Source organism: Aeromonas sp. JL9, assembly GCF_024436075.1.
Lineage (GTDB): Bacteria > Pseudomonadota > Gammaproteobacteria > Enterobacterales > Aeromonadaceae > Aeromonas > Aeromonas veronii.
Genome location: NZ_JANFNV010000007.1, coordinates 117858 through 141762, shown reverse-complemented (window position 1 = coordinate 141762; position 23905 = coordinate 117858). Strand labels below are relative to the sequence as shown.

The 23905-nt window shown below is 57.7% G+C and carries 23 protein-coding genes and 2 tRNA genes; 7 read left to right on the top strand and 18 right to left on the bottom strand.

The features are described from left to right. Window position 1: 1 nt before the first annotated feature. From NOM06_RS07980 to ruvA, 15 genes are all read right to left on the bottom strand, one after another. Window positions 2-74, bottom strand: a tRNA-Val gene (locus tag NOM06_RS07980). A 31-nt stretch (window positions 75-105) separates the two neighbouring features. After that, window positions 106-181, bottom strand: a tRNA-Lys gene (locus NOM06_RS07975). A 174-nt stretch (window positions 182-355) separates the two neighbouring features. Then, a complete protein-coding gene (ybgF, locus tag NOM06_RS07970; RefSeq protein ID WP_064339412.1) occupies window positions 356-1156 on the bottom strand; it encodes a tol-pal system protein YbgF in 801 nt (266 codons plus the stop codon). Window positions 1157-1314: 158 nt separating this feature from the next. Next, on the bottom strand, window positions 1315-1839 hold the full coding sequence (pal, locus tag NOM06_RS07965) for a peptidoglycan-associated lipoprotein Pal (protein ID WP_005313284.1): 525 nt from the start codon (window positions 1837-1839) through the stop codon (window positions 1315-1317). A 49-nt stretch (window positions 1840-1888) separates the two neighbouring features. Then, the gene (gene tolB, locus NOM06_RS07960; RefSeq protein WP_005335728.1) at window positions 1889-3214 is read right to left on the bottom strand and encodes a Tol-Pal system beta propeller repeat protein TolB; all 1326 of its coding nucleotides are present in this window, start codon (window positions 3212-3214) and stop codon (window positions 1889-1891) included. 95 nt (window positions 3215-3309) lie between these two features. Beyond that, a complete protein-coding gene (tolA, locus tag NOM06_RS07955; protein ID WP_013723471.1) occupies window positions 3310-4443 on the bottom strand; it encodes a cell envelope integrity protein TolA in 1134 nt (377 codons plus the stop codon). A gap of 5 nt (window positions 4444-4448) precedes the next feature. Continuing rightward, window positions 4449-4895: a protein TolR gene (tolR, locus tag NOM06_RS07950; RefSeq protein ID WP_005335733.1), complete on the bottom strand. Its 447-nt coding sequence runs from the start codon at window positions 4893-4895 to the stop codon at window positions 4449-4451. After that, window positions 4895-5572, bottom strand: a complete 678-nt coding sequence (gene tolQ, locus NOM06_RS07945; RefSeq protein ID WP_213324849.1) for a protein TolQ — start codon at window positions 5570-5572, stop codon at window positions 4895-4897. Before tolQ ends, tolR begins: the two co-directional genes overlap by 1 nt. 1 nt (window position 5573) lies before the next feature. Continuing rightward, window positions 5574-5981 (bottom strand): tol-pal system-associated acyl-CoA thioesterase, encoded by a 408-nt coding sequence (gene ybgC, locus NOM06_RS07940; protein WP_005335737.1) that lies wholly within the window; start codon window positions 5979-5981, stop codon window positions 5574-5576. 105 nt (window positions 5982-6086) lie between these two features. Beyond that, window positions 6087-6398, bottom strand: coding sequence for a cyd operon YbgE family protein (locus tag NOM06_RS07935; RefSeq protein ID WP_041202810.1), 312 nt, complete (start codon window positions 6396-6398; stop codon window positions 6087-6089). Further along, a complete protein-coding gene (gene cydX, locus NOM06_RS07930) occupies window positions 6385-6501 on the bottom strand; it encodes a cytochrome bd-I oxidase subunit CydX (protein WP_005304933.1) in 117 nt (38 codons plus the stop codon). The genes NOM06_RS07935 and cydX overlap by 14 nt, the downstream gene beginning before the upstream one ends. A gap of 14 nt (window positions 6502-6515) precedes the next feature. After that, window positions 6516-7652, bottom strand: a complete 1137-nt coding sequence (gene cydB / locus NOM06_RS07925; protein WP_005335741.1) for a cytochrome d ubiquinol oxidase subunit II — start codon at window positions 7650-7652, stop codon at window positions 6516-6518. A gap of 11 nt (window positions 7653-7663) precedes the next feature. Further along, window positions 7664-9220 (bottom strand): cytochrome ubiquinol oxidase subunit I, encoded by a 1557-nt coding sequence (locus tag NOM06_RS07920; protein ID WP_005335743.1) that lies wholly within the window; start codon window positions 9218-9220, stop codon window positions 7664-7666. 934 nt (window positions 9221-10154) lie between these two features. Continuing rightward, on the bottom strand, window positions 10155-11165 hold the full coding sequence (gene ruvB / locus NOM06_RS07915; RefSeq protein ID WP_005335744.1) for a Holliday junction branch migration DNA helicase RuvB: 1011 nt from the start codon (window positions 11163-11165) through the stop codon (window positions 10155-10157). Window positions 11166-11173: 8 nt separating this feature from the next. Next, window positions 11174-11788 (bottom strand): Holliday junction branch migration protein RuvA, encoded by a 615-nt coding sequence (gene ruvA, locus NOM06_RS07910; protein ID WP_005335746.1) that lies wholly within the window; start codon window positions 11786-11788, stop codon window positions 11174-11176. A 261-nt stretch (window positions 11789-12049) separates the two neighbouring features. Between ruvA and NOM06_RS07905 the strand changes: the two genes are divergently transcribed. Beyond that, window positions 12050-14059: a methyl-accepting chemotaxis protein gene (locus NOM06_RS07905; protein ID WP_255910959.1), complete on the top strand. Its 2010-nt coding sequence runs from the start codon at window positions 12050-12052 to the stop codon at window positions 14057-14059. A gap of 81 nt (window positions 14060-14140) precedes the next feature. On the opposite strand, the gene lysE is transcribed toward NOM06_RS07905, so the two are convergent. Further along, a complete protein-coding gene (gene lysE, locus NOM06_RS07900; RefSeq protein ID WP_255911001.1) occupies window positions 14141-14749 on the bottom strand; it encodes an L-lysine exporter in 609 nt (202 codons plus the stop codon). 207 nt (window positions 14750-14956) lie between these two features. Then, window positions 14957-15739 carry a LuxR family transcriptional regulator gene (locus tag NOM06_RS07895; RefSeq protein WP_005335753.1) on the bottom strand — a complete coding sequence of 261 codons (783 nt, stop codon included), beginning with the start codon at window positions 15737-15739 and terminating at the stop codon, window positions 14957-14959. 62 nt (window positions 15740-15801) lie between these two features. Here NOM06_RS07895 and NOM06_RS07890 point away from each other — a divergent pair, with 62 nt between their 5' ends. The 6 genes from NOM06_RS07890 to NOM06_RS07865 all read left to right on the top strand — a co-directional run bounded on the left by NOM06_RS07890 (window position 15802) and on the right by NOM06_RS07865 (window position 23348). Then, complete coding sequence (locus tag NOM06_RS07890; protein ID WP_255910957.1) at window positions 15802-16452, top strand: acyl-homoserine-lactone synthase; 651 nt, start codon at window positions 15802-15804, stop codon at window positions 16450-16452. Between the two features lie 201 nt (window positions 16453-16653). After that, window positions 16654-17553, top strand: a complete 900-nt coding sequence (locus tag NOM06_RS07885) for a LysR family transcriptional regulator ArgP (RefSeq protein WP_255910955.1) — start codon at window positions 16654-16656, stop codon at window positions 17551-17553. A 99-nt stretch (window positions 17554-17652) separates the two neighbouring features. Further along, window positions 17653-19689 (top strand): exoribonuclease II, encoded by a 2037-nt coding sequence (locus NOM06_RS07880; protein WP_255910953.1) that lies wholly within the window; start codon window positions 17653-17655, stop codon window positions 19687-19689. A gap of 254 nt (window positions 19690-19943) precedes the next feature. Next, on the top strand, window positions 19944-21584 hold the full coding sequence (locus tag NOM06_RS07875; protein ID WP_255910951.1) for a GGDEF domain-containing protein: 1641 nt from the start codon (window positions 19944-19946) through the stop codon (window positions 21582-21584). Window positions 21585-21588: 4 nt separating this feature from the next. Then, window positions 21589-22692, top strand: a complete 1104-nt coding sequence (locus NOM06_RS07870) for an EAL and HDOD domain-containing protein (protein ID WP_255910949.1) — start codon at window positions 21589-21591, stop codon at window positions 22690-22692. Window positions 22693-22757: 65 nt separating this feature from the next. Further along, window positions 22758-23348 (top strand): HAD family phosphatase, encoded by a 591-nt coding sequence (locus tag NOM06_RS07865; protein ID WP_064341665.1) that lies wholly within the window; start codon window positions 22758-22760, stop codon window positions 23346-23348. A gap of 132 nt (window positions 23349-23480) precedes the next feature. On the opposite strand, the gene hfq is transcribed toward NOM06_RS07865, so the two are convergent. Then, complete coding sequence (gene hfq / locus NOM06_RS07860; RefSeq protein WP_005335772.1) at window positions 23481-23840, bottom strand: RNA chaperone Hfq; 360 nt, start codon at window positions 23838-23840, stop codon at window positions 23481-23483. Between the last annotated feature and the right edge of the window lie 65 nt (window positions 23841-23905).

Genomic DNA, 23905 nt, shown 5'->3' with positions numbered 1-23905 from the left:
GTGGTCGTTACTGGGATCGAACCAGTGACCCCCTCCTTGTAAGGGAGGTGCTCTCCCAGCTGAGCTAAACGACCTGGGAATTCTGTCTCCACCGAGTGGAGAAAATGGTGGGTCGTGCTGGATTCGAACCAGCGACCAATTGATTAAAAGTCAACTGCTCTACCGACTGAGCTAACGACCCTCACCACGACCAGTTCCGACTGCATTACTGCTTCGGCTCTGACGGCGGCCTATATTACGGATTTAAATTTCCGGTGCAACAGAAAATTCGTAATTTAAATCCGTTTGCTCACTGTGCGTACAAATGCAGGCTGTTTTTACAGTAGCGTTACGAAAACAGTGACATACAGCAATGTTACAGCTTGGCCAGACTCTGTTTGGCCAACTGGGCCGGCGAGGTGTTGGGATAGCCCTTGATCACCTGCTCATAGAAGGATTTGGCTTCCGCCTTCTTGCCATCCAGCTGCGCCAGCATACCCAGCTTCAGCAGCGCATCGGCTCGCTTGGGGGATTTGCTGTATTTGTTGGCCACGGTCGAGAACTGGGCCGAGGCACCGGCTCTGTCACCCTTGTTGAACAGCAACTGGCCGAGCCAGTAGTGTGCATTGGGAACATAGCCCGAATTGGGGTACTGCTTGATAAAGCCCTGGAAAGCCGGAATGGCTTTGTCATAGTTCTTCTCTTTGAGCACCATGTTGACTGCTGCGTCGTAGGCCTGATTCTCATCCTGATTGGTTGAGTAATTGGCGGCGGCAGCCGGTGTGGCAGCAGCAGGGGCCGGGGCGGCTGGAGCAGCCTGCTGGCTGCTGGCAACCTTGTCGAGCTCCTGGTAGAGCTGACGCTGGCGCTCTTGCGACTGTTCCATCTGGTAGGTCTGCTGCTCCAGCTGACCACGCAGCTCGGAGACCTCCCCTTGCAGGGAGTCGACCTGCTGCTGCAATTCAGCTTGCAGTCGCAGACGGGCATTGAGGGTGCGCTCCAGCAGGGCAACCCGATCTTCCAGGCTACCGGTGGGCACGATGGCGCCATTGTTGCCGCTAAGGACAACCCCACCACTTGAGTCACCGCCCAGATCGCTGACCGGTGCCGCAGCTTGCGCATTCAGAGCAACCATTACGGCCAGCGCAACGACAGCTTGCTTGTACACAGATTTCATTCGGATCAAACCTTAGCGTTTAGTACAGATAAAACGGCCAGCGCCATCGTCGCTCGCATATGCAGATTTCATTCGGATCAAACCTTGGCGTTTAGTGCAAATAAAACGGCCATCGAAATGGCCGCTTGCATATAAACGAACTTCGTTCGGTTCAAACCTTAGTAAACCAGAACCGCGCGGCGGTTTTTGGCAAAGGCATCCTCGGTGTGGGACAGATCCAGCGGCTTCTCTTCGCCATAGCTGACGATGGAGAGCTGCTCGGCCTGCACACCCAGGGTTTGCAGATACTTGGCAACAGCCTTGGCACGACGCTCGCCCAGGGCGATGTTGTACTCCGGAGTACCGCGCTCATCGGCGTGACCTTCGATCAGGACTTTCACGCTCGGGCGCTCGCGCAGGTAGCTGGCGTGGGCATCCAGCAGATCAGCGTACTGACCCTGGATATCGTAACCGTCGAACGGGAAGTAGATCACGTTGTCACGCTGCAGTGCTTCGAACTTCTGACGCATCTGCTCTTCCGGGGACAACATGCCGTTGGCGCCGCCGGTTTGTACACCGCCCATGCCGTCGGTCATACCTGATTCAGCGCCAGCGGCGTCGGAATCAGAAGAAGAACTACAAGCGGCCAGGGTGAACAGTGGCAGTGCGATGGCCAAACCCTTGAGCAGTTTATTGAGTTGCATGCTATTTCCTTAAACCTTTATAACAAAACAAAAAACAATTGGATTTTTATCAATTCAAGAAGGGCGACCAAGCTGGTGCACGAATTTCACCGCTACTGGTCGGAAGCACAGCCTTGAAGCGACCATCAGTCGACACCAACGCGAGACTCTTACGACCCTGATAGATGGTGGCATAAATGATCATGCTGCCATTGGGAGCCACACTTGGCGACTCATCCAGAGCACTCTGGGTAAGGACCAACAGGGCATTGTTTTCCATGTCCTGACGGGCAATACGATACTGTCCCTGAACACGGGTCACCATCACCATGATTTTGCCATCAGGAGTGATGGATGCACCCTGGTTGGATTCACCTTCCCAAGTCATCCGGCGAGTCATACCAGTCGCCAAATTTACGCTATAAATCTGGGGTTTGCCACCACGTTCAGAGGTGAACAACAAATTTTGCCCGTCCGGCATCCAGGAGGGTTCAGTGTCGATCACACGGCTGGTTGTGACGCGGGTCAGCTGCTTGCTAGCGACATCAACCACATAGAGGTTCGGTGAACCGTCTTTGGAGAGAACGATAGCCAGACGACGACCATCCGGAGACCACTCCGGCGCCCCGTTGATACCGCGGAAACTGGTGATCAGGCTGCGCTGCTGGGTGTAGATATCTTGCACGTAGATTTCGGACTTCTGGTTCTCGAAGCTCACGTAAGCCAGCTTGCTGCCATCCGGCGACCAGGCCGGAGACATCAACGGCTCGCGGGAGCGCAGCAGGGTCTTCTCGTTGTAACCGTCGTAATCAGAAATACGCAGCTGATACGGGAACTGGGTACCCTGCTGTACGGAGACATAAGCCAGACGGGTCAGGAAGGCACCGCGCTCGCCAGTCAGACGCTCATAGACGATGTCGGAGATACGGTGGGCAAACTGGCGCATCTGGGCACCCGGGATGGTCGCCATGCGGCTATCCAGGATGTAACCGTTGCTCTCGCCACCTTGTGCCTTGGCCAGCTGGCCTTTCAGCACATCGACCAGCTCGAAGTTGACCTTGTAGGTGCCGTCACCGACTGCCGAAATGGAACCCACCACCACGGCTTCAACCCCTTGGGAGGCCCAGGGAGCGAAGTTGATCTCGCTGCTGCTGCTCGGGGTCTGCGGCATCTGGCCACGGGCCAGCGGCTTGAACTTGCCGCTGCGCATCAGGTCGTTGGAGACCACTTCCGCGATGTCCTGCGGCAACTGCCCGTTACCTTCCCACTTGAAGGGAGCAACGGCGATGGGGCGTGCGCTATCAATACCGCCGGTGATGACGATGTCCAGGGCCGCCTGGGCACTCTGGCCCAGCAACAAACAGCCAACCAAAGCAAAAAATACTTTTCTGATCATGGCTTAAATACTCGGTTCCAATATAGATGAGAGGTTAAATTCCTTTCTCGGCGAGAGGTTGCCAACCGGAGGCAAGCAACCTCGTTTTATCACGCTTAGATACTCGGTTCTAACTTCAGGTTAAATTCCTTCAACATCTCGAATGCCGCAGGATCCTTGGGCACAGGCAGTTGATTGGCTTTCAGAACAGCCGCCTTACCGGAACGACAAACCGCCGGGTCACCCTGGCCGTTATCTACCGATATGACAAAGCCACTGCTCGCAAGACGTACGCCGATAGTACATGTTTTGCCCCGCATGGTGGGATCCAAAATCATATACCGCTCAACAGTGGCCTTGATGAGCGCCGCATATTTGTCGACTTCGCCCTGGGCTGCTGCCGATGCCGCCTGACTGCGAGCATTGGCCTCAGCCGACAGCTGCTGCTGCATCATCTCTTCCATCTCTTTTTGCAGCTTGGCCTGCTCGGCGGCTTTACGCTTGCGCTCAGCCGCGATCTTGGCCTGCTTTTCGGCCTCTGCCTTGGCTTTCTTCTCTGCGTCAGCTTTTGCCTTTTTCTCAGCCTCTTCCTTGGCCTTCTTCTCAGCCTCGGCTTTGGCTTTTTTCTCTGCTTCTGCCTTGGCTTTCTTCTCGGCTTCAGCTTTGGCCTTCTTGTCAGCTTCCGCTTTCTTGGCCTTGGCTTCTGCCGCTTTGGCCTTCTCTTCGGCCTCTTTCTTCTCTTGTTCCTTTTTCTTCTTCAGCGCCAACGCCTTGCTCTCGGCTTCCGCCGCTTTACGCTCGGCTTCGGCCTTCTTGGCCTTCTGCTCTTCCAGCTTGCGGGCTTCCTCGGCTTTTTGGGCCTTCTCTTCCGCCTGCTTCTGCTCGGCCACCTTCTTCTGCTTCTCGGCCTCGGCCTTGCGAGTCGCCTCTTCGGCCTGCTTGCGCTTGGTCTCGGCGATGCGAAGCTGCTCCTGTTTCTGAGCCAGCTCACGCTTGGCGAGATCCGTGTCTTCCTTATCCTTCTCTTTCTCTACCTTTTGAGGCTTGGGCTGAGATTTCTGCTGCTGGATCTGCTTGGCCTGTTCGTTGAGGAAGTTCTCATCGAGCATGACGGCATTGACGATCTGCCCCTTCGATTCGGGTCGTTTCGGTTTGCTGAAATCAAGCCCGACAAACAGGATGATGCCGATGATCAGGTGCAGCAGAAACGACGCGATGAGATAACCGGAAATACCACGCTTCACATCCATCTCCGTTAGTTCACCGGATCTGTCATCAGGCCAACCTGAGGCACACCCGCATTCTTGAGGGCCACCATCAACAGGATCACCTCTTCGTAGCGCACGGCCTTGTCACCCGCGACCACCACGGGGGCATTCTGGTTGATCGCCAGATAGCCCATGGCTTTTTCGGTGATGTATTGCTGCATCGCCTCTGGCGTTCCGCTTGGCACCGGCTCGTCATCGGCTTCGCCAGCCTTGATGACATACTCACCTTCGGTATTGACGCTGACGATGAAGGGCGGCTTGGCATCTTCCGGCAACTGCTCGGACTCAGCCTGTGGCAGATCCACCTTGACCCCTTGCGTGATCACCGGCGTGACCGCCATAAAGATGATAAGCAGCACCAGCATGACGTCGATATAAGGAACCACGTTGATCTCGGCCACCTTCTTGCGCCGGATCCGCTGATAGGTTTGCATTACTGATCACCCTGCTGCTGTGCAATTTGACGGTTCAGAATGGTGGTGAACTCGTCCATGAAGTTGGCGTAGGCGTTCTCCAGCCGCTCGACCTTGTTGGAGAAGCGGTTGTAGAAGATAACCGCCGGGATAGCGGCAAACAGACCCATGGCGGTCGCGATCAGCGCTTCCGCGATACCCGGTGCCACCATCTGCAGGGTGGCCTGCTGCACCTGACCCAGGGCGATAAAGGCGTTCATGATCCCCCATACGGTACCGAACAGACCGATATAGGGGCTGATGGAGCCGATGGTCGCCAGCACCGGCAGGTTGGATTCCAGATCATCCACCGCGCGGGAGAGGGAGACGCGCATGGCGCGGTAGGTACCATCCATCACCGCATCCTGACCACGGGCACCGGCCTTGAGCAAGCGGGCATACTCCTTGAAGCCGGAGTAGAAGATATCTTCCATGCCTTCGATATCATCGCGGCGGGAAGAGGACTCCTGATAGAGGCGATTGAGATCGACCCCTGACCAGAAGCGATCTTCAAACTGTTCCGATGCGAGATTGGCCGCCTTGATCGCCTTTGAACGCTGGATAATCAGCGCCCACGAGACAATAGACATGCTCATCAGGGTCATCATGACCAGTTTTACCAACAGGCTGGCTTGCCAAAACAGGCCAATAAACGAAATTTCAGCGTGCACTTAACAGCACTCCCTTGATTTTTTCAGGTATAGCTACAGGTTTCATTTGCGGATGACTGACACAGGCTATCTGTACCATGGCCTGGGTGATCAGTCGTCCATCAGCCGCCAGGATCTGCTGCGAAAAGCGCAGGGATGCGCGTTTCACTTCAATCACTTGCGTTAATACATTCAATAGTTCATTAAAACGGGCCGCCGAGCGGAAATCGATCTCAGTTCGGCTCACCACGAAGGCATATCCCTCCTGCAGCCAGACGTCCTGTTCGACCCCTTTGGCACGAAGAAACTCGGTGCGAGCGCGTTCCATAAACTTGAGATAATTGGCGTTGTAGACGATGCCCCCGGCGTCGGTGTCTTCGTAGTAGACACGCACCGGAAACTCAAAGACTTCCCCCATAACAATCTGTGATCCATTCGACAGTCAGATGGGGGGCTATCATAGCGCAGGGCTGAATAGGAAAGAAGCAGGGGGAGACAGGGAAATCCTGCCTCCCCCAGTTTTTTATGAAAGGAAATATGAATGTGTCAGCCAGAGGCCATACAACAAACTGGGCCAGGCGAGCCAGGGGTTGAACAGCACACGTCCAGGCAGGCTTTTCAGATGAAAGCCAAGCCCGTTAAGTACGCCACAACAGACGGCCCACATCAGCCAGGGAGCAAGCCAGAGACCATGCTCGCTGGTGTTGGCCGCGATCAGATTGGGGGCCTGTAAAATAGCGACGGCCAACAAGGCCGCCGCGAGTAACATCAACCCCTGCCACGGCTGCCGCTCCAGTGGAGCGGCCAGCCTGGCGAGTCGATCACTTGTTTTCATCGATCTGACGATCCATGTTCTCGGTGTGTTCCAGCCACAGCGCATTGATGATGCCAAATGCACAGGCTAGCAACAGCCCCAGGATCCAGGTGAAATACCACATTATCAGCGCACCTCTTAATAGAGAGATTGTTGGTTATCTTCGATGTGCTTGTTGGTTACCCGGCCAAACATCTTGATGTAAGTCCAGATGGTGTAACCCAGCACAATCGGTACGAAGATCGCTGCAGCCACAGTCATCACCTGCAAGGTGTTGAAAGAGGCGGTAGCATCCCACATGGTCAGGCTCAGTGACGGCTCAAGGCTTGAGGGCATCACGAACGGGAACATGGAGAAACCGGCAGTGAGGATGACCCCGGCAATCGCCAGCGAGGAGCTGGTAAACGCCAGCCAGCCGATGTTCATGCGGGCAAACAGCGCAGTCAGCAGGCTCATGGCCAGACCCAGTACAGGGGCGGCCACCATCCACGGATAGAGGGTGTAGTTGTTCATCCAGGCACCAGCCTGCAGGACAACTTCCTTGTTCATCGGGTTGGATACTGCGTCAGTCGCGGCAGCCTTGACGATGACATAGCCTTCCATACCGCTTACCCACCAACCCGCGGCAGCAAACAGCACCAGAGTCAGCAGTGAGCAGATCATGGCGGCAGTGCGGGAACGCGCCAGCACTTCACCGTCGGTCTTCATCATCAACCAGGTTGCGCCCTGGGTGAGCAGCATGAACAGGCTCACCAGACCAGCCAGAATGCCGAACGGGTTAAGCAGACCAAAGAAGTTGCCGTGATAGGTCAACATCATGAACTGGTTAAACTCGAACGGAACGCCTTGCAGCAGGTTGCCAAAGGCCACGCCAAAGACGATGGGCGGTACGGCGCTACCGGCGAACAAGGCCCAGTCCCAGTTGCTGCGCCATTTGGCATCAGCACGCAGGGAGCGGTACTTGAAACCGACCGGACGCAGGAACAGCGCCATCAGCGTCAGGATCATCGCGATGTAGAAGCCGGAGAAGGTCGCGGCATACACCATCGGCCAGGCGGCGAACAAGGCACCACCGGCAGTGACCAGCCACACCTGGTTACCTTCCCAGTGCGGCCCCATGGTGTTGAGCATCACGCGGCGCTCGACATCTTTCTTGCCGACGAACGGGAGCAGTGCGCCTACCCCCATGTCGAAGCCGTCAGTGATGGCAAAACCGATCAGCAGTACGCCGACCAGAGCCCACCAGATGACACGCAGAGTTTCGTAATCAAACATGGTCGCTCTCCTTATGCCTTGATCTGTTCAAAGTGATACTTGCCAGTCTTCAGGCTGCTGGGGCCAAGACGGGCATACTTGAACATCAGGTACATCTCGATAACCAGAAGTACGGTATAGAACAGGCAGATACCGATCAGAGAGAACCAGATCTCGGCTGCAGGCAAATTGGATGCAGAGAGGGAAGTCGGCAACACCTCTGCAATGGTCCAGGGTTGGCGACCATATTCAGCCACAAACCAGCCTGCTTCGATGGCGATCCACGGCAGCGGGATACCCCACAGCAGACCCTTGAGCAGCCACTTGCGCTTGCCGATCTGGTGGCGGGCACTGTCATAGAAGGCCATACCAATCAGCACCAGCATCAGCATGCCGACGGCAACCATGATGCGGAAGGCGAAGAACAGCGGCAGAACCTGCGGGATGGAGTCATCCACGGCGGCCTTGATCTGCTCGTCGGTAGCATCGGTCACGTTGCTGGTGTAGCGCTTGAGCAGCAGACCGTAGCCCAGATCCTGCTTCACTTCGTCGAAGCGAGCGCGGGTCTCGTCAGACTTGTCACCGGATTGCAGCTTGGTCAGCAGGTCGTAAGCGGTCATACCGTTACGAACGCGCAGTTCGTGCTCGCTCTTCAGATCCTTCAGACCGGTGACCTGACCGTCCAGAGAACGGGTCGCGATAATGCCCAGTGCATAGGGGATCTTGATGGCGTAGTCGGTGCGCATCTCTTCCTGATTCGGAATACCGAACAGGGTAAAGGCGGCCGGAGCAGGTTCAGTTTCCCACTCGGCTTCGATAGCGGCCAATTTCACCTTCTGCACTTCACCGGTCTCGTAACCGGATTCGTCACCGAGGATCAGCACGGACACGATGGAAGCCATACCGAACGCGGCGGCAATAGCGAAGGAGCGACGGGCAAACGCCACATCACGATTCTTCAGCAGGTAGTAGGAGGAGATACCCAGCACAAACATGGCGCCACAAGTATAACCAGCCGCCACAGTGTGGACGAACTTGACCTGAGCAACCGGGTTGAGCACCACGTCAGCGAAGCTCATCATCTCCATCCGCATGGATTCGAAGTTGAACTCGGCACCGACCGGGTTCTGCATCCAGCCGTTGGCGACCAGGATCCAGAGGGCGGAGAGGTTGGTACCCAGCGCCATCAACCAGGTGGCAGCCAGATGCTGATGCTTGCTCAGACGATCCCAACCAAAGAAGAACATACCGACGAAGGTGGACTCCAAAAAGAAAGCCATCAGCCCTTCGATAGCCAGCGGGGCCCCGAAGATATCGCCGACATAATGGGAGTAGTAAGCCCAGTTCGTCCCGAACTGGAACTCCATGGCCAGACCTGTGGTGACCCCCAAGGCAAAGTTGATACCAAACAACTTACCCCAGAATTTGGTCATGTCCCGGTAGATGGTGTTGTTGGTCATCACATAGACGGATTCCATGATCGCCAGGAGAAAGGCCATTCCCAGCGTCAGGGGTACAAACAAAAAGTGATAAAGGGCCGTCGCAGCGAACTGGAACCGCGATAGGTCTACCACATGCTCAGCAATCATGATGTTTCCTCACCGATTATTGGCACGGCTATTTTAAGTTTTAAGCACAAAGCTTCCGTTGGAGGTTATCGAATGAGCCTTATTGGGACATGTCACAACAAAACGCGTTCAGTAACCACTGGCATTAACAACAAGGCAATACGAGAACGCAAATAAAGCTAATGTTTAACAATTCCAAAACAATCAGCCTAAATTTATTCTCGCCCATGATGACCGGGTTTTTATATCACCTTTATTTGATTGAAATCAATGTAAAAGGACCCGCCATACATGGCTTTGAAAGGCATTTTTAATCTATTTCACGATTATTGACGCGAGCCAGATCACAAAACACGATAAAGCGTAAAACATTGATTTAAATCAATTTAAGAATTTAACATCCCGCCACTCGGTTTAATTTGAAAAGCGTGAATGACGCGCCTTTTTCCATGTTATCCGAGTCAGGCAATCTGATTCGAAAACTCAATTTAAAATTGCAAAGAATGCATACTCATGCGAGCCAATTTCATCAATAAAGACATTAGATAAACTAATTTGAAGAGTGCAATTTTTCTTGTTTGCCGGGGTCGATTCGAACTCCTACAATGCGCCTCGCAGTGAGGGCATACCCTTGGATACAGGCCGGTTAATCCGGGTTCACGGTACGTATTCGACGATCAATTTGAACCTGTCTATTGGAATCGAAGATGAAAAAGTTTGTTGCTAAAACCATCCGTTACTACAAGCTTTCCTTTGTTCAGCTCTATCAACTGAACCGACTCTGAGAGCTCGCGACGGCTCACCTGTTTATTTTCCGGTCTGTGTCCAGACGCACTCACTGTCTGTGAACATCCATCCTGAATTGTCTTTGCCCACCGCATCCGCCGTGGGCTTTTTTTTGCCCGGATAATAAAAAACCGCCTTTGACGGCGGTTTCATGTTCAAACGACTGTTTTTACTTCTCATCTGGTCGCTGAAGACCGAAATGAGCGTAGGCTCGTGTGGTCGCAATCCGTCCTCTGGGTGTACGTTGCAGATACCCTTGCTGGATCAGATAAGGCTCCAGCACATCTTCGATAGTATCTTTCTCTTCCCCGATCGCGGCGGCCAGATTATCGAGACCCACCGGGCCCCCCATAAACTTGTCTATGACAGCCAACAATAGCTTGCGGTCCATGAAGTCAAAACCTTCGTTATCGACATCAAGCATGTCCATGGCGCGAGCAGCAATGGGGCCGTCGATCCGGCCATCGGATTTCACCTGGGCAAAGTCGCGCACCCGCCTTAACAAACGGTTAGCAATCCGCGGCGTGCCGCGAGAGCGACGGGCGACCTCAATGGCACCATCTTCCGTCATGTCGAGCCCCAGACAACGGGCGCTGCGGGAGACGATATCGGTCAGGTCCTTGACGTTGTAGAACTCCAGCCGCTGGACGATACCGAAGCGATCCCGCAGCGGGCTGGTCAGTGAACCGGCCCGAGTGGTGGCGCCAATCAGGGTGAAGGGAGGCAGATCCAGCTTGATGGAGCGAGCTGCGGGTCCCTCCCCGATCATGATGTCGAGCTGGTAATCCTCCATCGCCGGATAGAGCACCTCTTCCACCACCGGGCTGAGGCGATGGATTTCATCGATGAACAGCACATCGTTCGGTTCGAGGTTGGTGAGCAGCGCCGCCAGATCCCCCGCTTTCTCCAGCACCGGGCCGGAGGTGGTCTTGATATTGACCCCCATCTCGTTGGCGACGATGTTGGCGAGGGTAGTCTTGCCCAGACCCGGCGGGCCGAAGATCAGCAGGTGATCGAGCGCTTCACCCCGCTGACGGGCCGCTTCGATAAAGATCTCCATCTGCTCGCAGACGGTATCCTGACCGGTGTAATCAGCCAGCTTCTTGGGGCGGATAGCCCGGTCAATAATATCATCCTCACGGGCGGCACTGGCCGAAATGAGGCGGTCTGCTTCAATCATCAACTACCTCATACCAGGCTACGCAGGGATTCACGGATGATATCTTCCACCGACATCCCCTCTTTGGCGATCTTGCTGACAATCTGGCTCGCCTGCTGCGGCTTGTAACCTAGGGCCACCAGCGCACTGGCCGCTTCCTCGGTCACATCAGGTGCCCGCAATTCTGGTTCACTGGCTGGCAAGGTGACCATGGCCGGGGAGAAGAGGTCGTGACTGACCCACCCCTTGAGGCGATCCTTCATCTCCACCACCAGACGCTCGGCGGTCTTCTTGCCGACTCCCGGCAGTTTGACCAAAGAGCTTATCTCTTCACGTTCGACACTCAGCACAAACTGGGTAGCTGTCATGCCGGAGAGAATAGCCAGCGCTAGCTTGGGGCCGACCCCGTTGGTCTTGATCAGCTCGCGGAACAGCGCCCGCTCCTGTTTGTGGTTGAAACCATAGAGCAGCTGGGCATCTTCCCGCACCACGAAGTGAGTATGGATGGTCGCTTCCTTGCCGATCTCCGGCAAATCATAGAAGCAGCTCATCGGCATCTGTACCTCATAGCCAACCCCGCCCACTTCCAGCAGGACCTCGGGGGGCTGCTTTTCAATGACAATGCCTCTCAAGCGACCAATCACGGCTCTCTCCTCACCAATACAACTATTCGTAAATTGGCTCATAGCATAAAGAATAACTGGATAAGTATCCAGCATAGGGCAGCAACACCCTTGTGGTCAGAGAGGCTTTTTATCCCATTTTCCACCATGCTTGATCGGGTGCAGCCAGTGCATGGGATGTTTCAGCGCCGCACCGGCCCCCGAGCGAGGGGATAAACCACTACACTAAACCCGTTCGGAACCGAAACTGGTGCCAATGTCGATACCAAGGAAGGCCATCACATGAAAATTGTTACCACCTCCAATCTGGGTCTTGCCATATTGCTCGGCTGTACGCTTGGCATGGGGGTCGTTGGCTGGTATGGCAGCCAGCGGCTAGCCAATCTGCTCTCCTACGTACTAGGCGCCGCCTGGCAGACCGCCGATGGCGCCATGGAGGGCTCCATAGAGCTGGGCAACCAACAGCTACAGATTCAGAAGATGCAAAACGGTACCCCGCTCAATCGCGCCGAACTTGATGCTGCCAAGGCGGCGACCGATGACGCGCTGGCCCGGGTCAACCAGGGGCAGCTCATTGATGGTGCAGCCCTTGCCACCATGGAACAGCACAAGCAGGACTATCAACAGCAACAAGAGAAGCTGCTGGCGCTCTATCACGCGTATACAGAGGTGGATCAGGCACTGCATCACAACGCCGATCTGATGGCCCGCCTCTCGACCCAGCTGGAGGTGATCGGCGACGGCGCGGTCGAGGCGCTGACCCAATCCCCCGACCAGACCATCAGCTGGAACAGCGGCCTCTCCACTCGCTGGGAAGCGGCCGACGGGGGGATGGAGTCCAACATCGGCTTTTTACGCCAGCTCTATGCGCTGGAGAAGATGCGCAGACAAGGAGTCACAGAGGCGATCAAGGCCGAGCTGAAAGAAGCGACCGAGTTCTACCACGAAGCAATCGACAGCATGCTCGGCACTGGGCTGTTCGATATCGAGGGAACCGGCGAATTTGCCGGCAAAACACTGTCGGCAGAGTATCGCGCCCTGTTAACCCGGCATCAACAACTGATGGGACAGTGGGTCGATGCGCTCGGCAGCTATCAGGCCCAGCAGTCCGCCTATGAGGTCAGTGCGGATGATCTGCGACAACAGCTGGTTGCCATCGAGGAGAGCGGCGATGCCACCGTCGAGGATCAGGTGGCCCAGCTCAACGGCATCATTAGCCAGACCCGCACCCTGCTGTTGGGTGGCCTGCTGCTGAGCCTGGTCATGGTCACCCTCTGCGGCTTCTGGCTGACCCGCAAACTGGTAACCCCGCTGCTGCAAGTGGACAAACGAATGCAGGATATCGCCGCCGGCGAGGGAGATCTCAACGCCCGCATCAACCTGCAACGGGATGACGAGATAGGCTCGCTGGCCAACAGCGTGGATCGTTTCATCGAGAAATTGCAGAAGATGATCAGCTCCACCATGGACAACAACCAGCACATCAGCGAACACGTTCACACCTCGGTCAACCGGGTGGAGGCAATCAGCCAGAGCAGCCGCCAGACCGCCGAACATGCGCTGGCCCTGCACCACGACAGTGAACAGATGGTGCAGGTCGCCACCGGTATCTCGGACAACTGCAGCATGGCGGCCCACAATGCCAATGAGGTGCGCCAGCTGACCACCGAGAGTAGCCAGTATGTCGCCTCCGCCAGCGCGGGCATGCAACGGGTGGTACAAGAGGTGAGCGAGTGTGCCATCGCCATCAACTCCCTCAAGGAGCAGGCGGGTCAAATTGGCCAGATCATCTCCACCATCAGCGGTATCTCGGAGCAGACCAACCTGCTTGCCCTCAATGCGGCCATCGAAGCGGCCCGCGCAGGGGAGATGGGGCGTGGCTTTGCGGTGGTCGCGGACGAGGTGCGCACCCTGGCCAATCGCACCGCGACATCAAGCGCCGAGATCAGCCAGGTGATCAGCAGCATCCAGCAGCAGACCGAGACCGCCTATCTGATGATGCAACGCAACCTCAAGACGGTGGAGTCCGGCATGCAGGACTCCGAGAACACCAAGCAGATCCTGTTCAAGGTGGAAGGCGCCATCGACCAGCTGGCCGACATGGTGCAGCAGGTCGCCGTAGCCACAGGTCAACTGTCACACACCCTGAGCCACTCCTCTGACAAGGTCTCCGGCATCAGTCTGCAAGCCAGAACCGGAGAACAGGAGGCGCAGGAGTGTCTGCAACTCGCCTCCTCGCTCCATCAGGCTAGCCTGCTGCAGCAGCGCCTGCTCTCCCAGTTCAGGGTCTGAACCCTGTCAATAGCAAAGATGCCACTCATGTGAGTGGCATCTTTTTGTTACCGGTCGCTCATTCCTGCCGCCTTAACTTCCTCAACGTCCTATGGCCAGTTGAATAGCCAGGCTCAGCATGATGATGCCAACCAGCAGATCGATCCCCTGCTGCACCCGGCCTCGGGCCAACCAGGGCGCCAGTGCCACAGCACCCAGCGCCAGCGAGTAGAACCACACCAACGAGGCCAGCATGGCCCCCGCAGCAAAAGCCGGACGCAGGGACTCGCTCACCTGACGGCCAAGGGAGCCGAGCAGCATCAATGTATCGAGATAGACGTGAGGATTGAGCAGCGTAACTCCCAGCGTCATCGCCAGCACGCTTTTGGCACCCATCTGCTGAGCAGACTCGGCAAGCCCCTCCCCTTTACCACGCCAGGCACTGAGCAGGGAACGGCCACCAAACCAGCCGAGAAACAGCACGCCCCCCCAGGTGAGCAGCGCCATGCCGAGGGGGCTGGTGGCCAGCACATTGGCCCCGCCAAATACGCCGATAGCAATCAGGGTGAGATCGCAGAGGCTGCAGAGCGTGGCCGTCAACAGATGGTGATTGCGATGGATGCCCCGGCTCAGCACAAAGGCATTCTGGGCGCCGATAGGGATGATCATGGCCAGACCGATGGTGAAGCCTTGCAGTGTCGTTGCGAACATCATGGAGAGTACCGTTCGAAATGATGAATGAGCGGCACTATAGCGATGGTAGTTCCTTCCTAGAAATTCATTGATTTACTTATTGATTCATTTTGCTAATAAAAACCGGCATACCCAGCCGCTGTTCCAGCCCTTGTCAATTACCGGATCTGACAATTGTGACCCTCAGAGTGCGGCAGGAGAATCTGTTGTGCCTGCGGGCTCAGCCTACTGCAGCAATCTGGGGAAGTTGGTAACCACAACTTGCTCCAAATTGGGTAGCAAAAGCCCCGTACTAACCCCTTTGGCAATGGCCTGATAGCGGTTCATGGAGCCGGTTTTGCGGGTGACCTGATTGAGATGGTAATTGACCGTGCGCTCCGTGATCCCGAGGATGCAGGCGATCTCGCTAGAGGTCTTCCCTTCGCTGGCCCAGAACAGGCACTCGGTCTCGCGCTCGGTCAAGGGGTCTTTACCCGCACTGTCCATCATGCTGAAACGCACCACCCGAATGGCAGCCTCGAAGATGTAATTGGACATCCAGGAGAGGATCGGCGAGGACTCCAGCAGCAGGTCGCTCGAGGCCCGCTCGGAGGTGATGAAGGAGAGAATACCGTTCTCCCCGGCAGCACCGTGCAGAGGGAAGGAGATGCCGTTACGCAACCCGAACTCGGCTGCCAACCCCATCACGTCCATGGTTCCTTCCTGCAGAAAACTGGCCCGCTCATCGAGGCGGTTCCAGTAAATGGGCAGCGTCTGCTTGCGTGCCAGCCGGATCACCGGATCGCACGCCAGCATGTTGTTTTCGGTATAGGCCTGCACCCAGGAATCGGGGCACTGGTTGAACAGCACCACCTTGGGCCTTTGCATCGACATCGGCAGGATCAGGGCGAAGCGATAGTAGTCATAGCCCATCCCGAGCGTAAAGCGACCGATCAGTTCGGCCAGACGATTGCCGTCCGTCACCGAAGTGAAATGTTCGAGGTACTCAAGCAGTTGGTCTCTGTTCATATGAAAGCCCCCTTGGCCAGACATGTGATTATAACGGCGAATAGCAAGATAGAGGGTCCATAATGTTGGTTTTTAAAGGAAAATTGAGAGAACATCCACGAAACGAGGTGGAGAATGAACTCTATCGCTTTCGAAATCGCGTCTTTTCCGACCGGCTCGGCTGGGATATCGAGTCTCATCGGGGCCTGGAGCGTGACAGCTTCGACACGCCAGACACCCATTGGGTGCTGATCGAGGACGAACAAGGGCTGTGTGGCTGTATTCGTCTGCTCAACTGTGCCGATGCCTATATGCTGCCCACCATCTTCCCCACCGCCCTTGCCGGTGAAAGCGCGCCACGCACCCCCGATGTCTGGGAACTCACCCGTCTGGCTATAGATGCCCAGCGCGCACCGCGCATGAGCAATGGCGTCAGCGAACTCACTTGCGTCATCTTCCGCGAGGTCTATGCCTTCGCCCATGCCCACGGGATCCGGGAGCTGGTCGCCGTCGTCAGCCTGCCGGTGGAGCGCATCTTCCGCCGACTTGGCCTGCCCATCGAGCGGCTCGGTCATCGTCAGGCGGTCGATCTGGGGGCGGTAAGGGGCGTAGGCATCCGCTTCCATCTGGATGAGCGCTTCGCGCAGGCGGTCTCCCAACCTCTGCTGGGCCATTATCAAACCAGCCATTATCCACTGCAGCAACCGTCACCGGTGCTGGCAGTTCACTCATAAAAAATCCCGGGAAAACAGACCCGGGATAAAGATGTCGCTACGATCTGCGCAGGGCTACCCCATGCGGCACCAGAGAGTATCCTCCCTCAATGGCCTGACCACTACTGTCAAAAATCACAGCGCAACGCCCCTTCCGCCGCCCATTGTTGTCCCCTGCCGAGTGACGTAGAGTCAGCCCTTGGGCAACGGAAGGGAGAGAAGATGAAAGAGCTGGACTACAAACTGCTGCGGGCGCTGGATGCGGTACTGCAGGAGCAGAACTTCGATCGGGCGGCCAAGTCGCTCCATATCACCCAGTCGGCCATCTCCCAGCGGATCAAGCAGCTGGAGCAGCAGTTTGCCGAGCCGCTACTCATTCGCAGCCAACCGCTGCAGGCCACGCCACTCGGCCAAAAACTGCTGGCCCACTATCGGCAGGTACACCAGCTCGAGCTCGAACTGGCGGGGGAGCTGACCCCCGACCAACCGCAGGAGCCAATCCGGATCAGTATCGCCGTCAACGCCGACAGCCTGGCCACCTGGTTTTTGCCCGCCATTGCCCCCTTGTTGAAACAGCACCCCATCGAACTCAACCTGCTGGTCGATGACGAGAGCCGCACCCTCGACAAGGTCCGCGAGGGTCAGGCCTTTGGTGCAGTCAGCCTGCATCCCCAGCCGCTGGCGGGTTGCTGCGTTGATGAGCTCGGTGAGATGAACTATCTGCTTACCGCCAGCCCCGCCTTCGTAGCCTGCCACTTCCCTCACGGTCTGACCCGGGAGGCGCTGGCCAAGGCACCAGCGGTGGCGTTCGATCAGCGCGATGACATGCATGTGAGCTTTATGAGAGAACACTTCGGGCTGGAGCCCGGCGGTTATCCCTGCCATACGGTCCACTCGTCAGAGGCCTTCGTCGCCATGGCCGAACAGGGGTTGGCCTACTGCCTCATTCCCGAATTGCAGATAAGAGGCCAGCTGGCTGACGGGTCACTACTCAACCTCAGTCCCGACCACGTCCTGACGGAACGCCTCTACTGGCACCGCTGGGTACTGGAAAAAGGGATTCACAAGCAGCTCTCCCAACGCCTTATCGACCATGCCAGATCGCAGTTGAAACCACGCTGAGCAGGCCATTCACCTTGGCTTTGCAGGGCTAAAAACGTATAGTGCTGGGCGATCCTTCATCAGGTCTCCACCCAGGTTTTCACTTCAGGTTCCTCACTTATGTTCCAAGACAATCCGCTGCTGGCCCAGCTCAAGCAACAAATCCGCGAAAACATCCCCAAGAAAGAGGGTGTGATCCGCGCCTCGGACCGGGGCTTCGGCTTTCTGGAAGTCGATGAGAAGACCAGCTATTTCGTGCCGCCTCCCTACATGAAGAAGGTGATGCACGGTGACCGGGTGACCGCCCTGATCCGCACCGAAAAAGAGAAGGAAGTGGCAGAGCCGGATACCCTGTTGGAGCAGTCCGTCACTCGCTTCGTGGCCCGGGTCAAGATGTTCCGTGACCGCCTCAACGTGGTGGCCGACCACCCGCTGATCAAGGATGCCATCAAGGCCCGCGTCAAGAAGGGCCTGGATGAGAAAGAGTTCAAGGAAGGTGACTGGGTGGTGGCGACCCTCAAGCGCCATGCGCTGGTCGACGGCAACTTCTCTGCCGAGATCATCCAGAAGATCGCCGCCCAGGAAGATCACAATGTGCCCTGGTGGGTGGTGCTGGCGCGCCACAATCTGGCCCAGGTCGAGCCGGCTGATTTGCCGGAGTGGAAGGTGATCGAAGAGGAAGAGCTGCCCCGTCGTGACCTGACCAAGGTGCCCTTCTTCACCATCGACGGTGCCAAGACCAAGGATATGGACGATGCGCTGGCCATCACCAAGCTTGACAACGGCTGGGAGCTGCTGGTCGCCATCGCCGACCCGACCGCCTATGTGGCCGAAGGGAGCGAGCTGGACAAAGAGGCCGCCCAGCGCGCCTTCACCGTCTACATGCCGGGCCGCAACGTGCCGATGATCCCGCGCACCCTCTCCGACGAGCTCTGCTCCCTGAAAGAGGGCGAGGAGCGCAACACTCTGTGCGCCCGTCTGCTGATCGCCGAAGATGGTCTGCTACTGGAGGAGACCGAGTTCTTCGCCGCCCGCATCTGCTCCCACGCCCGTCTCAACTATGACGACGTCTCCGACTGGGCCGAGCATGGCAAAGAGCTGTCCATCGACGCAGGCGTACTGGCCCAGCTGCCGCTGATGAAGGCAATGACCGAGGCGCGCATCGCGTGGCGAACCGAGCATGCGCTGGTATTCCCGGATCGTCCCGACTACGACTTCGAGCTGGGCGAGAATGGCGAAGTGCTGGCCATCCACGTCGAGCCGCGCCGCATCGCCAACCGCATGGTGGAAGAGTCGATGATCGCCGCCAACATCTGTGCCGGTCGCGTGCTGGGCAAGAGCGTCGGTTACGGCATCTTCAACGTTCACACCGGCTTTGACGAAGAGTCCCTCGACGGCGCCATCGACCTGCTGAAGAGTGCCGAAGCCCCGTTCGAGCGCGACGAGATCGCCAGCCTCTCCGGCTTCTGCGCCCTGCGCCGCTGGATCGACAACCTCGACACCCGCTGGCTGGATGGCAAGATCCGCCGCTTCCAGAGCTATGCGCTGATGTCCTCCGAACCGGGCGCCCATTACGGTCTGGGTCTGGATGCTTACGCCACCTGGACCTCCCCGATCCGTAAATACGGCGACATGGTCAACCATCGTCTGCTCAAAGCCGTCATCGCCGGCAAGACCCCGGGTGAGCGCCCGAGTCAGGAGCTCACCGAGCATCTGACCGCCTGCCGCCGCCTGCACCGAATGGTGGAGCGTGACATCGGCGACTGGCTCTATGTTCGCTACCTGAAAGCAGCGGCTGGCACCGATCAGGTATTCAACGCCGAGATCATCGACGTGATGCGTGCCGGTCTCAAGCTGCGTCTGCAGGAGAACGGCGCCGTAGTCTTCCTGCCTGCCCGCCATATTCTCGACAACAAGGATCGACTGGAGTGCAACTGGGACAACGGTCGCGTCTATCTGGACAAGACCGAAGTGGTCTACGAGCTCGGCCAGATCATCGAGGTGAAGCTGACCGAAGCGGTGGAAGAGACCCGCTCTCTCATCGCCAAACCGGCGGTAGATCTGGTACCGGGTCCGGCACCGGAAGCCCCGGCGACCGAGAGTGCGCCAGCCGATAGCAGTGAAACGCCCGCTGAGGCTGCCCCCAAGGCAGAATAAGCCGCGCAGAATCATCTAATCTGCCCGAGAGCCCGCCATCGTGCGGGCTCTTTTTTGCCCAGCATCCCGCCCTACAAGCTGCCATATATACCGTTATGGCACACAGTTCTATCCACGATTGGCAGAGAACGCAGTGAATGTCTCCACCAGCAGGGCTGAAAGCAACCGTTATGTGCGCTGCCTCTCCTTTCTGACATATTAATCAAGGAGAAATATGTCTATACTCGCTTGGGTACAATCCAAGGGATATTGGTATGCAGGAATGGGACCCGGAACACTTCACCAACTTCGCTCAGTTATGCGAAGTGAGCCTCGCCACCATCCGTGAAAAGACCGATGCCGAACGCCTCTACCTCTGGCTGAAAGCCCCCGAACCGCAGCTCTACAGCTTTCAGCTCGATCAGGGGCTGACCACGCTTGATCTCGCCCATCTCGGTCAATTGACCCTGCCCCACCACCTGATCGACAAGGCGATGGAGAAGGGACAACTGGTGATCGAACAACTCCAACCTCCGCCGGATCCCGGCGAAAATGTGGAGCCCGCCCAGCCGCAGTTACGCGCCTGTTTCCCTCTCAAGCGTCACATGAAACTGGAAGGGGTCATCTATCTGGAGACCCGCCGCCGCATCGATCGCCTCTCCTCCCACCAGCGTCAGGGCATCCAGCTCCTTATCCACTATCTGACTGCCGAGCTCAGCAATCACCTGCTCTCCAGCCAGGTCAATCAGGAGCGGGACCAGCGGCTCCATACCCAGACCGATCTGGTACAAAGTCAGGCACTGCAGGGCTCCTTCCTCACCATGTTGCAGGCGCTGCACATGGTCAGCGTCACCCTCTCCCGCAGTCGCAGCGAGAACGATCTGCTGCGGGATGCCGTGCTGCTGGCCCGCAAGGAGCTGCAGTTCGATCGGGTCGCCATCTTCCTGATCGAACCGGATGGCAAGACCATGCGCGGCACCTGGGGCACCAGCGAGGAGGGCGAGCTGATGGATGAACACAACTTCATCAGCCCCATTCCGGATCACCCCACGGTGCAAGAGGCGCTCAGGCGCAAGGATTACGTGCTGGTGATGGAAGATACCCCTCTCTACTACGAGAAGCAGCAGGTGGGCAGTGGCTGGAACGCCATGGTATCGCTATGGGATGGCACTACCCCCATCGGCTGGATCGCCGCCGACAACCTGCTCTGGCACCGTCCGCTCAAAGCCTATCAGAGCGAGATCTTCAAACAGTACGCCGCCATCCTGTCGCAACTGCTGATCCGCCAGCGCACCCAAGAGCAGCTGGAAACCCTCAACCGCCAGCTGGAGGCCCGGGTCGCCGAGCGCACCATGCAGCTGGCCGAGACCAACCGGGCTCTGGAGGAGGCCAATCACCGCCTCTCCCTGCTGTCGCTGGAAGATCCCCTCACCGGCATCGCCAACCGGCGCCAGTGGGACATCACCATGCAGCGGGAGTGGGAGTGGGCACGGCGCACCCAGAACCTGCTGGCGGTATTGATGATCGACGTCGACGAGTTCAAGGCCTACAACGACCACTTCGGCCATGCCAAGGGGGATCTTTGCCTGCAACAGGTGGCCCATGTGCTGCGGGATGCAGAGCGGCGCTGCACCAATCTGGTCGCCCGTTACGGCGGGGAAGAGTTCGTCATTCTGCTCTGCGCCCCCCAACCCGGTGAGGCCGAACAGCTGGCCAGACGGATCCACGATGGTCTTGCCCGCTTAAAAATGCCCCATCCCGCCTCGCGGGTTGCTGATTTCATTACGGTTAGCATAGGCTTTAGCTATCTGGTTCCCTCCCAGGACGGAGCATGGCAGACCCTGACCGAACAGGCTGACCAGGCGCTCTACCACGCCAAGTCACAAGGGAGGGCCCGCACTCTGGCCTATCGGTGATCCCATGCTGTTGCGTCGCTACCCCATCTTCAATCGTCGCCTGGCTCTGGTGGCCTACGGCATCGACTATCAGCTCAGCTCACCGGCCGAATGGCCTTCACTGGCGCAACATTGCCGCCTGCTGGCGCAGGGGCGCCAATATCTGGTGCCCTTCACCCACGAACAGCTCGATGAACAGCGTCCCCTGCTGCTGGATCAGGACGCGATCCCGCTGGTTGAAGCCTCCAGTGAACGCCAGCCCAACTCGTTCCCGGTGCTGGAGCAGTGGCGCGACAGTCGGCGCAGACTGGCGGTGCACGGCGCCAACCGGGATCCACGCTGGCTCGGCGCAAGCCGTCTGCTGGTGTACTGGATGGGGGAAGAGGGGATCTGCCAGCCCACCGAACACAAGCGGATGGCGCTGAACATCGAAACCTGGGCGGATTTTCTCCCGCTGCGGGAGGCGGGGGTCGACTTCTTTGCCGGCGGCTTTCTCGCCCGTCCCGAGCTGGTCAATCAGCGGGCCAACCAGCCCGATATGGCGCTGGTACAGCAGATCCTCCAGCTCATCTGCCACGAAGAGTTCTCCTTCGCCCAGGTAGCCCGCCTGCTGGAGCAGGATGCCTGGCTGCCCGGCCTGCTGCTCACCTACGTCAACGCCCCCGGCTTCGATCATGCCGCCCCCATCACCTCGGTGCCCCGCGCCCTCTCCTATCTGGGGGAGCAGGAGATCCGCAAGTTCGTACTGATCAACGGTCTGGCCCGGGTAAGCCAGCACATGCCGGAGGCCTGCACCCGCATGGCCATCGCCCGCGGCCGCTTCTGCGAGTTGATTGCCCTCACGGCGCTGGGTAAAGCGGAGGCAAGCTGGGCCTTTCTGGTGGGGCTGGTGCTCGATGGCGCCCTGCTGTCGGAGCCGCTGATGGCCCACCTGCCCAAGAGCGTGCAGCGCGCCATCGAACTGCACGAAGGGCCACTCTTTCATCTTTTTCAGCTGGTCAGCACCTATGAACAGGGCAACTGGGCCCTGCTGGAGCAGCTTGCCCCCAAATATCAACTCGATCCGGCCCAGCTCACCCCCGTCTATTTTCAGTCACAAATGTGGGGGCAAGCGTTTCTCACCAGCTAGGTGATGGCGAGGCGGGGAGCCACTGGCTAGAATGGGTTCCCTTTTTTCAGAGACTGACCCGCACCATGACCCTTTCCGGATTCCAAGGCCTGGTCTTTGACCTTGATGGCACCCTGGTCGACTCCATGCCGCTGCACCTCGCCGCCTGGGAACATACTGCCCGTGAGTTTGGCTTTCGCTTCGATGCCGACTGGTTCTATGAACTGGGTGGCATGCCGAGCCGCAAGATAGCCCTGCTGGTCGCACAGGAGCAGCAGCTCCCCCTCGATCCGCTCGAAGTCACCCGCTGCAAGACCGCCCACTATGTGGCCAACCTGCACAAGGCAACCGTCTTTCCGGCCATGCAGGCGCTGGTCGAGCGCTATCATGGCGTCATCCCGATGGGGATCGGCACCGGCTCGCCCCGCGTCAACGCCGAAGCGGTGCTACGCAACACCGGGCTAGATCGCTACTTCTCAGTGGTGGTCACCGCAGACGATGTGGAGCTGCACAAGCCCAATCCGGACACCTTCCTGCTGGTCGCCAGCAAGCTGGGGGTCGAGCCATCAGGCTGTCTGGTGTTTGAAGATACCGGTATCGGGGTACAGGCCGGAGAAGCGGCGGGTATGCAGACCTGCATGGTCAAAGAGGGTCAACCAGTCGGCATAACGGCGTAGTGCGGAAAAAAATATCGCCCTGCAAGGGACGATAACCGGAACCGGCTCTCATACGGGACATGAATGAAAATGAGAGCAGGTTCCGTCAGCCGCTGACGCAGGGCGCATCAACGGGGTGTGCGGGGCAGACGATTACTCGTTGTTGCCGCCGCCCTGGTTGTCGTCATAACGACCCGGCGCACCGTGGGGGCGCGGCGCCATGGAGACACGTGGCTTGCGAGCACGCTGGATATTCACCTGCGGACGGCCGGTGTGCATGGCGATGGTGGAGATCTTGGCCTTGTAGACCAGCTGCTGGTTACCATGAGCATCGGTCAGCAGCACGCTGTACTGGTCGAACCCGCTGATGGTGCCTTCCAGCTTGATGCCGCTCACCAGAAAAATAGCGACCTGACTGCGGTTCTTGCGCAACCAGTTGAGGGCAGAATCTTGCCCGTTCCCGAGGGAGAAGGCTTGCTCAATCGTGGAGTAGCTGGGGGATTCAGTTGTCATAAATTATTGTCCCGCGGAAAAAAAGTGGCGTTTGATTGTGCTAAATGGGCACTGGCTTGTCAAAG

Excerpts from the sequence above, each read along its gene's own strand:
- ybgF (WP_064339412.1), bottom strand. The coding sequence starts at position 1,156 with ATGAAATCTGTGTACAAGCAAGCTGTCGTTGCGCTGGCCGTAATGGTT.
- pal (WP_005313284.1), bottom strand. The coding sequence starts at position 1,839 with ATGCAACTCAATAAACTGCTCAAGGGTTTGGCCATCGCACTGCCACTG.
- tolB (WP_005335728.1), bottom strand. The coding sequence starts at position 3,214 with ATGATCAGAAAAGTATTTTTTGCTTTGGTTGGCTGTTTGTTGCTGGGC.
- tolA (WP_013723471.1), bottom strand. The coding sequence starts at position 4,443 with ATGGATGTGAAGCGTGGTATTTCCGGTTATCTCATCGCGTCGTTTCTG.
- tolR (WP_005335733.1), bottom strand. The coding sequence starts at position 4,895 with ATGCAAACCTATCAGCGGATCCGGCGCAAGAAGGTGGCCGAGATCAAC.
- ybgC (WP_005335737.1), bottom strand. The coding sequence starts at position 5,981 with ATGGGGGAAGTCTTTGAGTTTCCGGTGCGTGTCTACTACGAAGACACC.
- NOM06_RS07935 (WP_041202810.1), bottom strand. The coding sequence starts at position 6,398 with ATGAAAACAAGTGATCGACTCGCCAGGCTGGCCGCTCCACTGGAGCGG.
- cydX (WP_005304933.1), bottom strand. The coding sequence starts at position 6,501 with ATGTGGTATTTCACCTGGATCCTGGGGCTGTTGCTAGCCTGTGCATTT.
- cydB (WP_005335741.1), bottom strand. The coding sequence starts at position 7,652 with ATGTTTGATTACGAAACTCTGCGTGTCATCTGGTGGGCTCTGGTCGGC.
- NOM06_RS07920 (WP_005335743.1), bottom strand. The coding sequence starts at position 9,220 with ATGATTGCTGAGCATGTGGTAGACCTATCGCGGTTCCAGTTCGCTGCG.
- ruvB (WP_005335744.1), bottom strand. The coding sequence starts at position 11,165 with ATGATTGAAGCAGACCGCCTCATTTCGGCCAGTGCCGCCCGTGAGGAT.
- NOM06_RS07905 (WP_255910959.1), top strand. The coding sequence starts at position 12,050 with ATGAAAATTGTTACCACCTCCAATCTGGGTCTTGCCATATTGCTCGGC.
- lysE (WP_255911001.1), bottom strand. The coding sequence starts at position 14,749 with ATGTTCGCAACGACACTGCAAGGCTTCACCATCGGTCTGGCCATGATC.
- NOM06_RS07895 (WP_005335753.1), bottom strand. The coding sequence starts at position 15,739 with ATGAACAGAGACCAACTGCTTGAGTACCTCGAACATTTCACTTCGGTG.
- NOM06_RS07890 (WP_255910957.1), top strand. The coding sequence starts at position 15,802 with ATGTTGGTTTTTAAAGGAAAATTGAGAGAACATCCACGAAACGAGGTG.
- NOM06_RS07885 (WP_255910955.1), top strand. The coding sequence starts at position 16,654 with ATGAAAGAGCTGGACTACAAACTGCTGCGGGCGCTGGATGCGGTACTG.
- NOM06_RS07880 (WP_255910953.1), top strand. The coding sequence starts at position 17,653 with ATGTTCCAAGACAATCCGCTGCTGGCCCAGCTCAAGCAACAAATCCGC.
- NOM06_RS07875 (WP_255910951.1), top strand. The coding sequence starts at position 19,944 with ATGCAGGAATGGGACCCGGAACACTTCACCAACTTCGCTCAGTTATGC.
- NOM06_RS07870 (WP_255910949.1), top strand. The coding sequence starts at position 21,589 with ATGCTGTTGCGTCGCTACCCCATCTTCAATCGTCGCCTGGCTCTGGTG.
- NOM06_RS07865 (WP_064341665.1), top strand. The coding sequence starts at position 22,758 with ATGACCCTTTCCGGATTCCAAGGCCTGGTCTTTGACCTTGATGGCACC.
- hfq (WP_005335772.1), bottom strand. The coding sequence starts at position 23,840 with ATGACAACTGAATCCCCCAGCTACTCCACGATTGAGCAAGCCTTCTCC.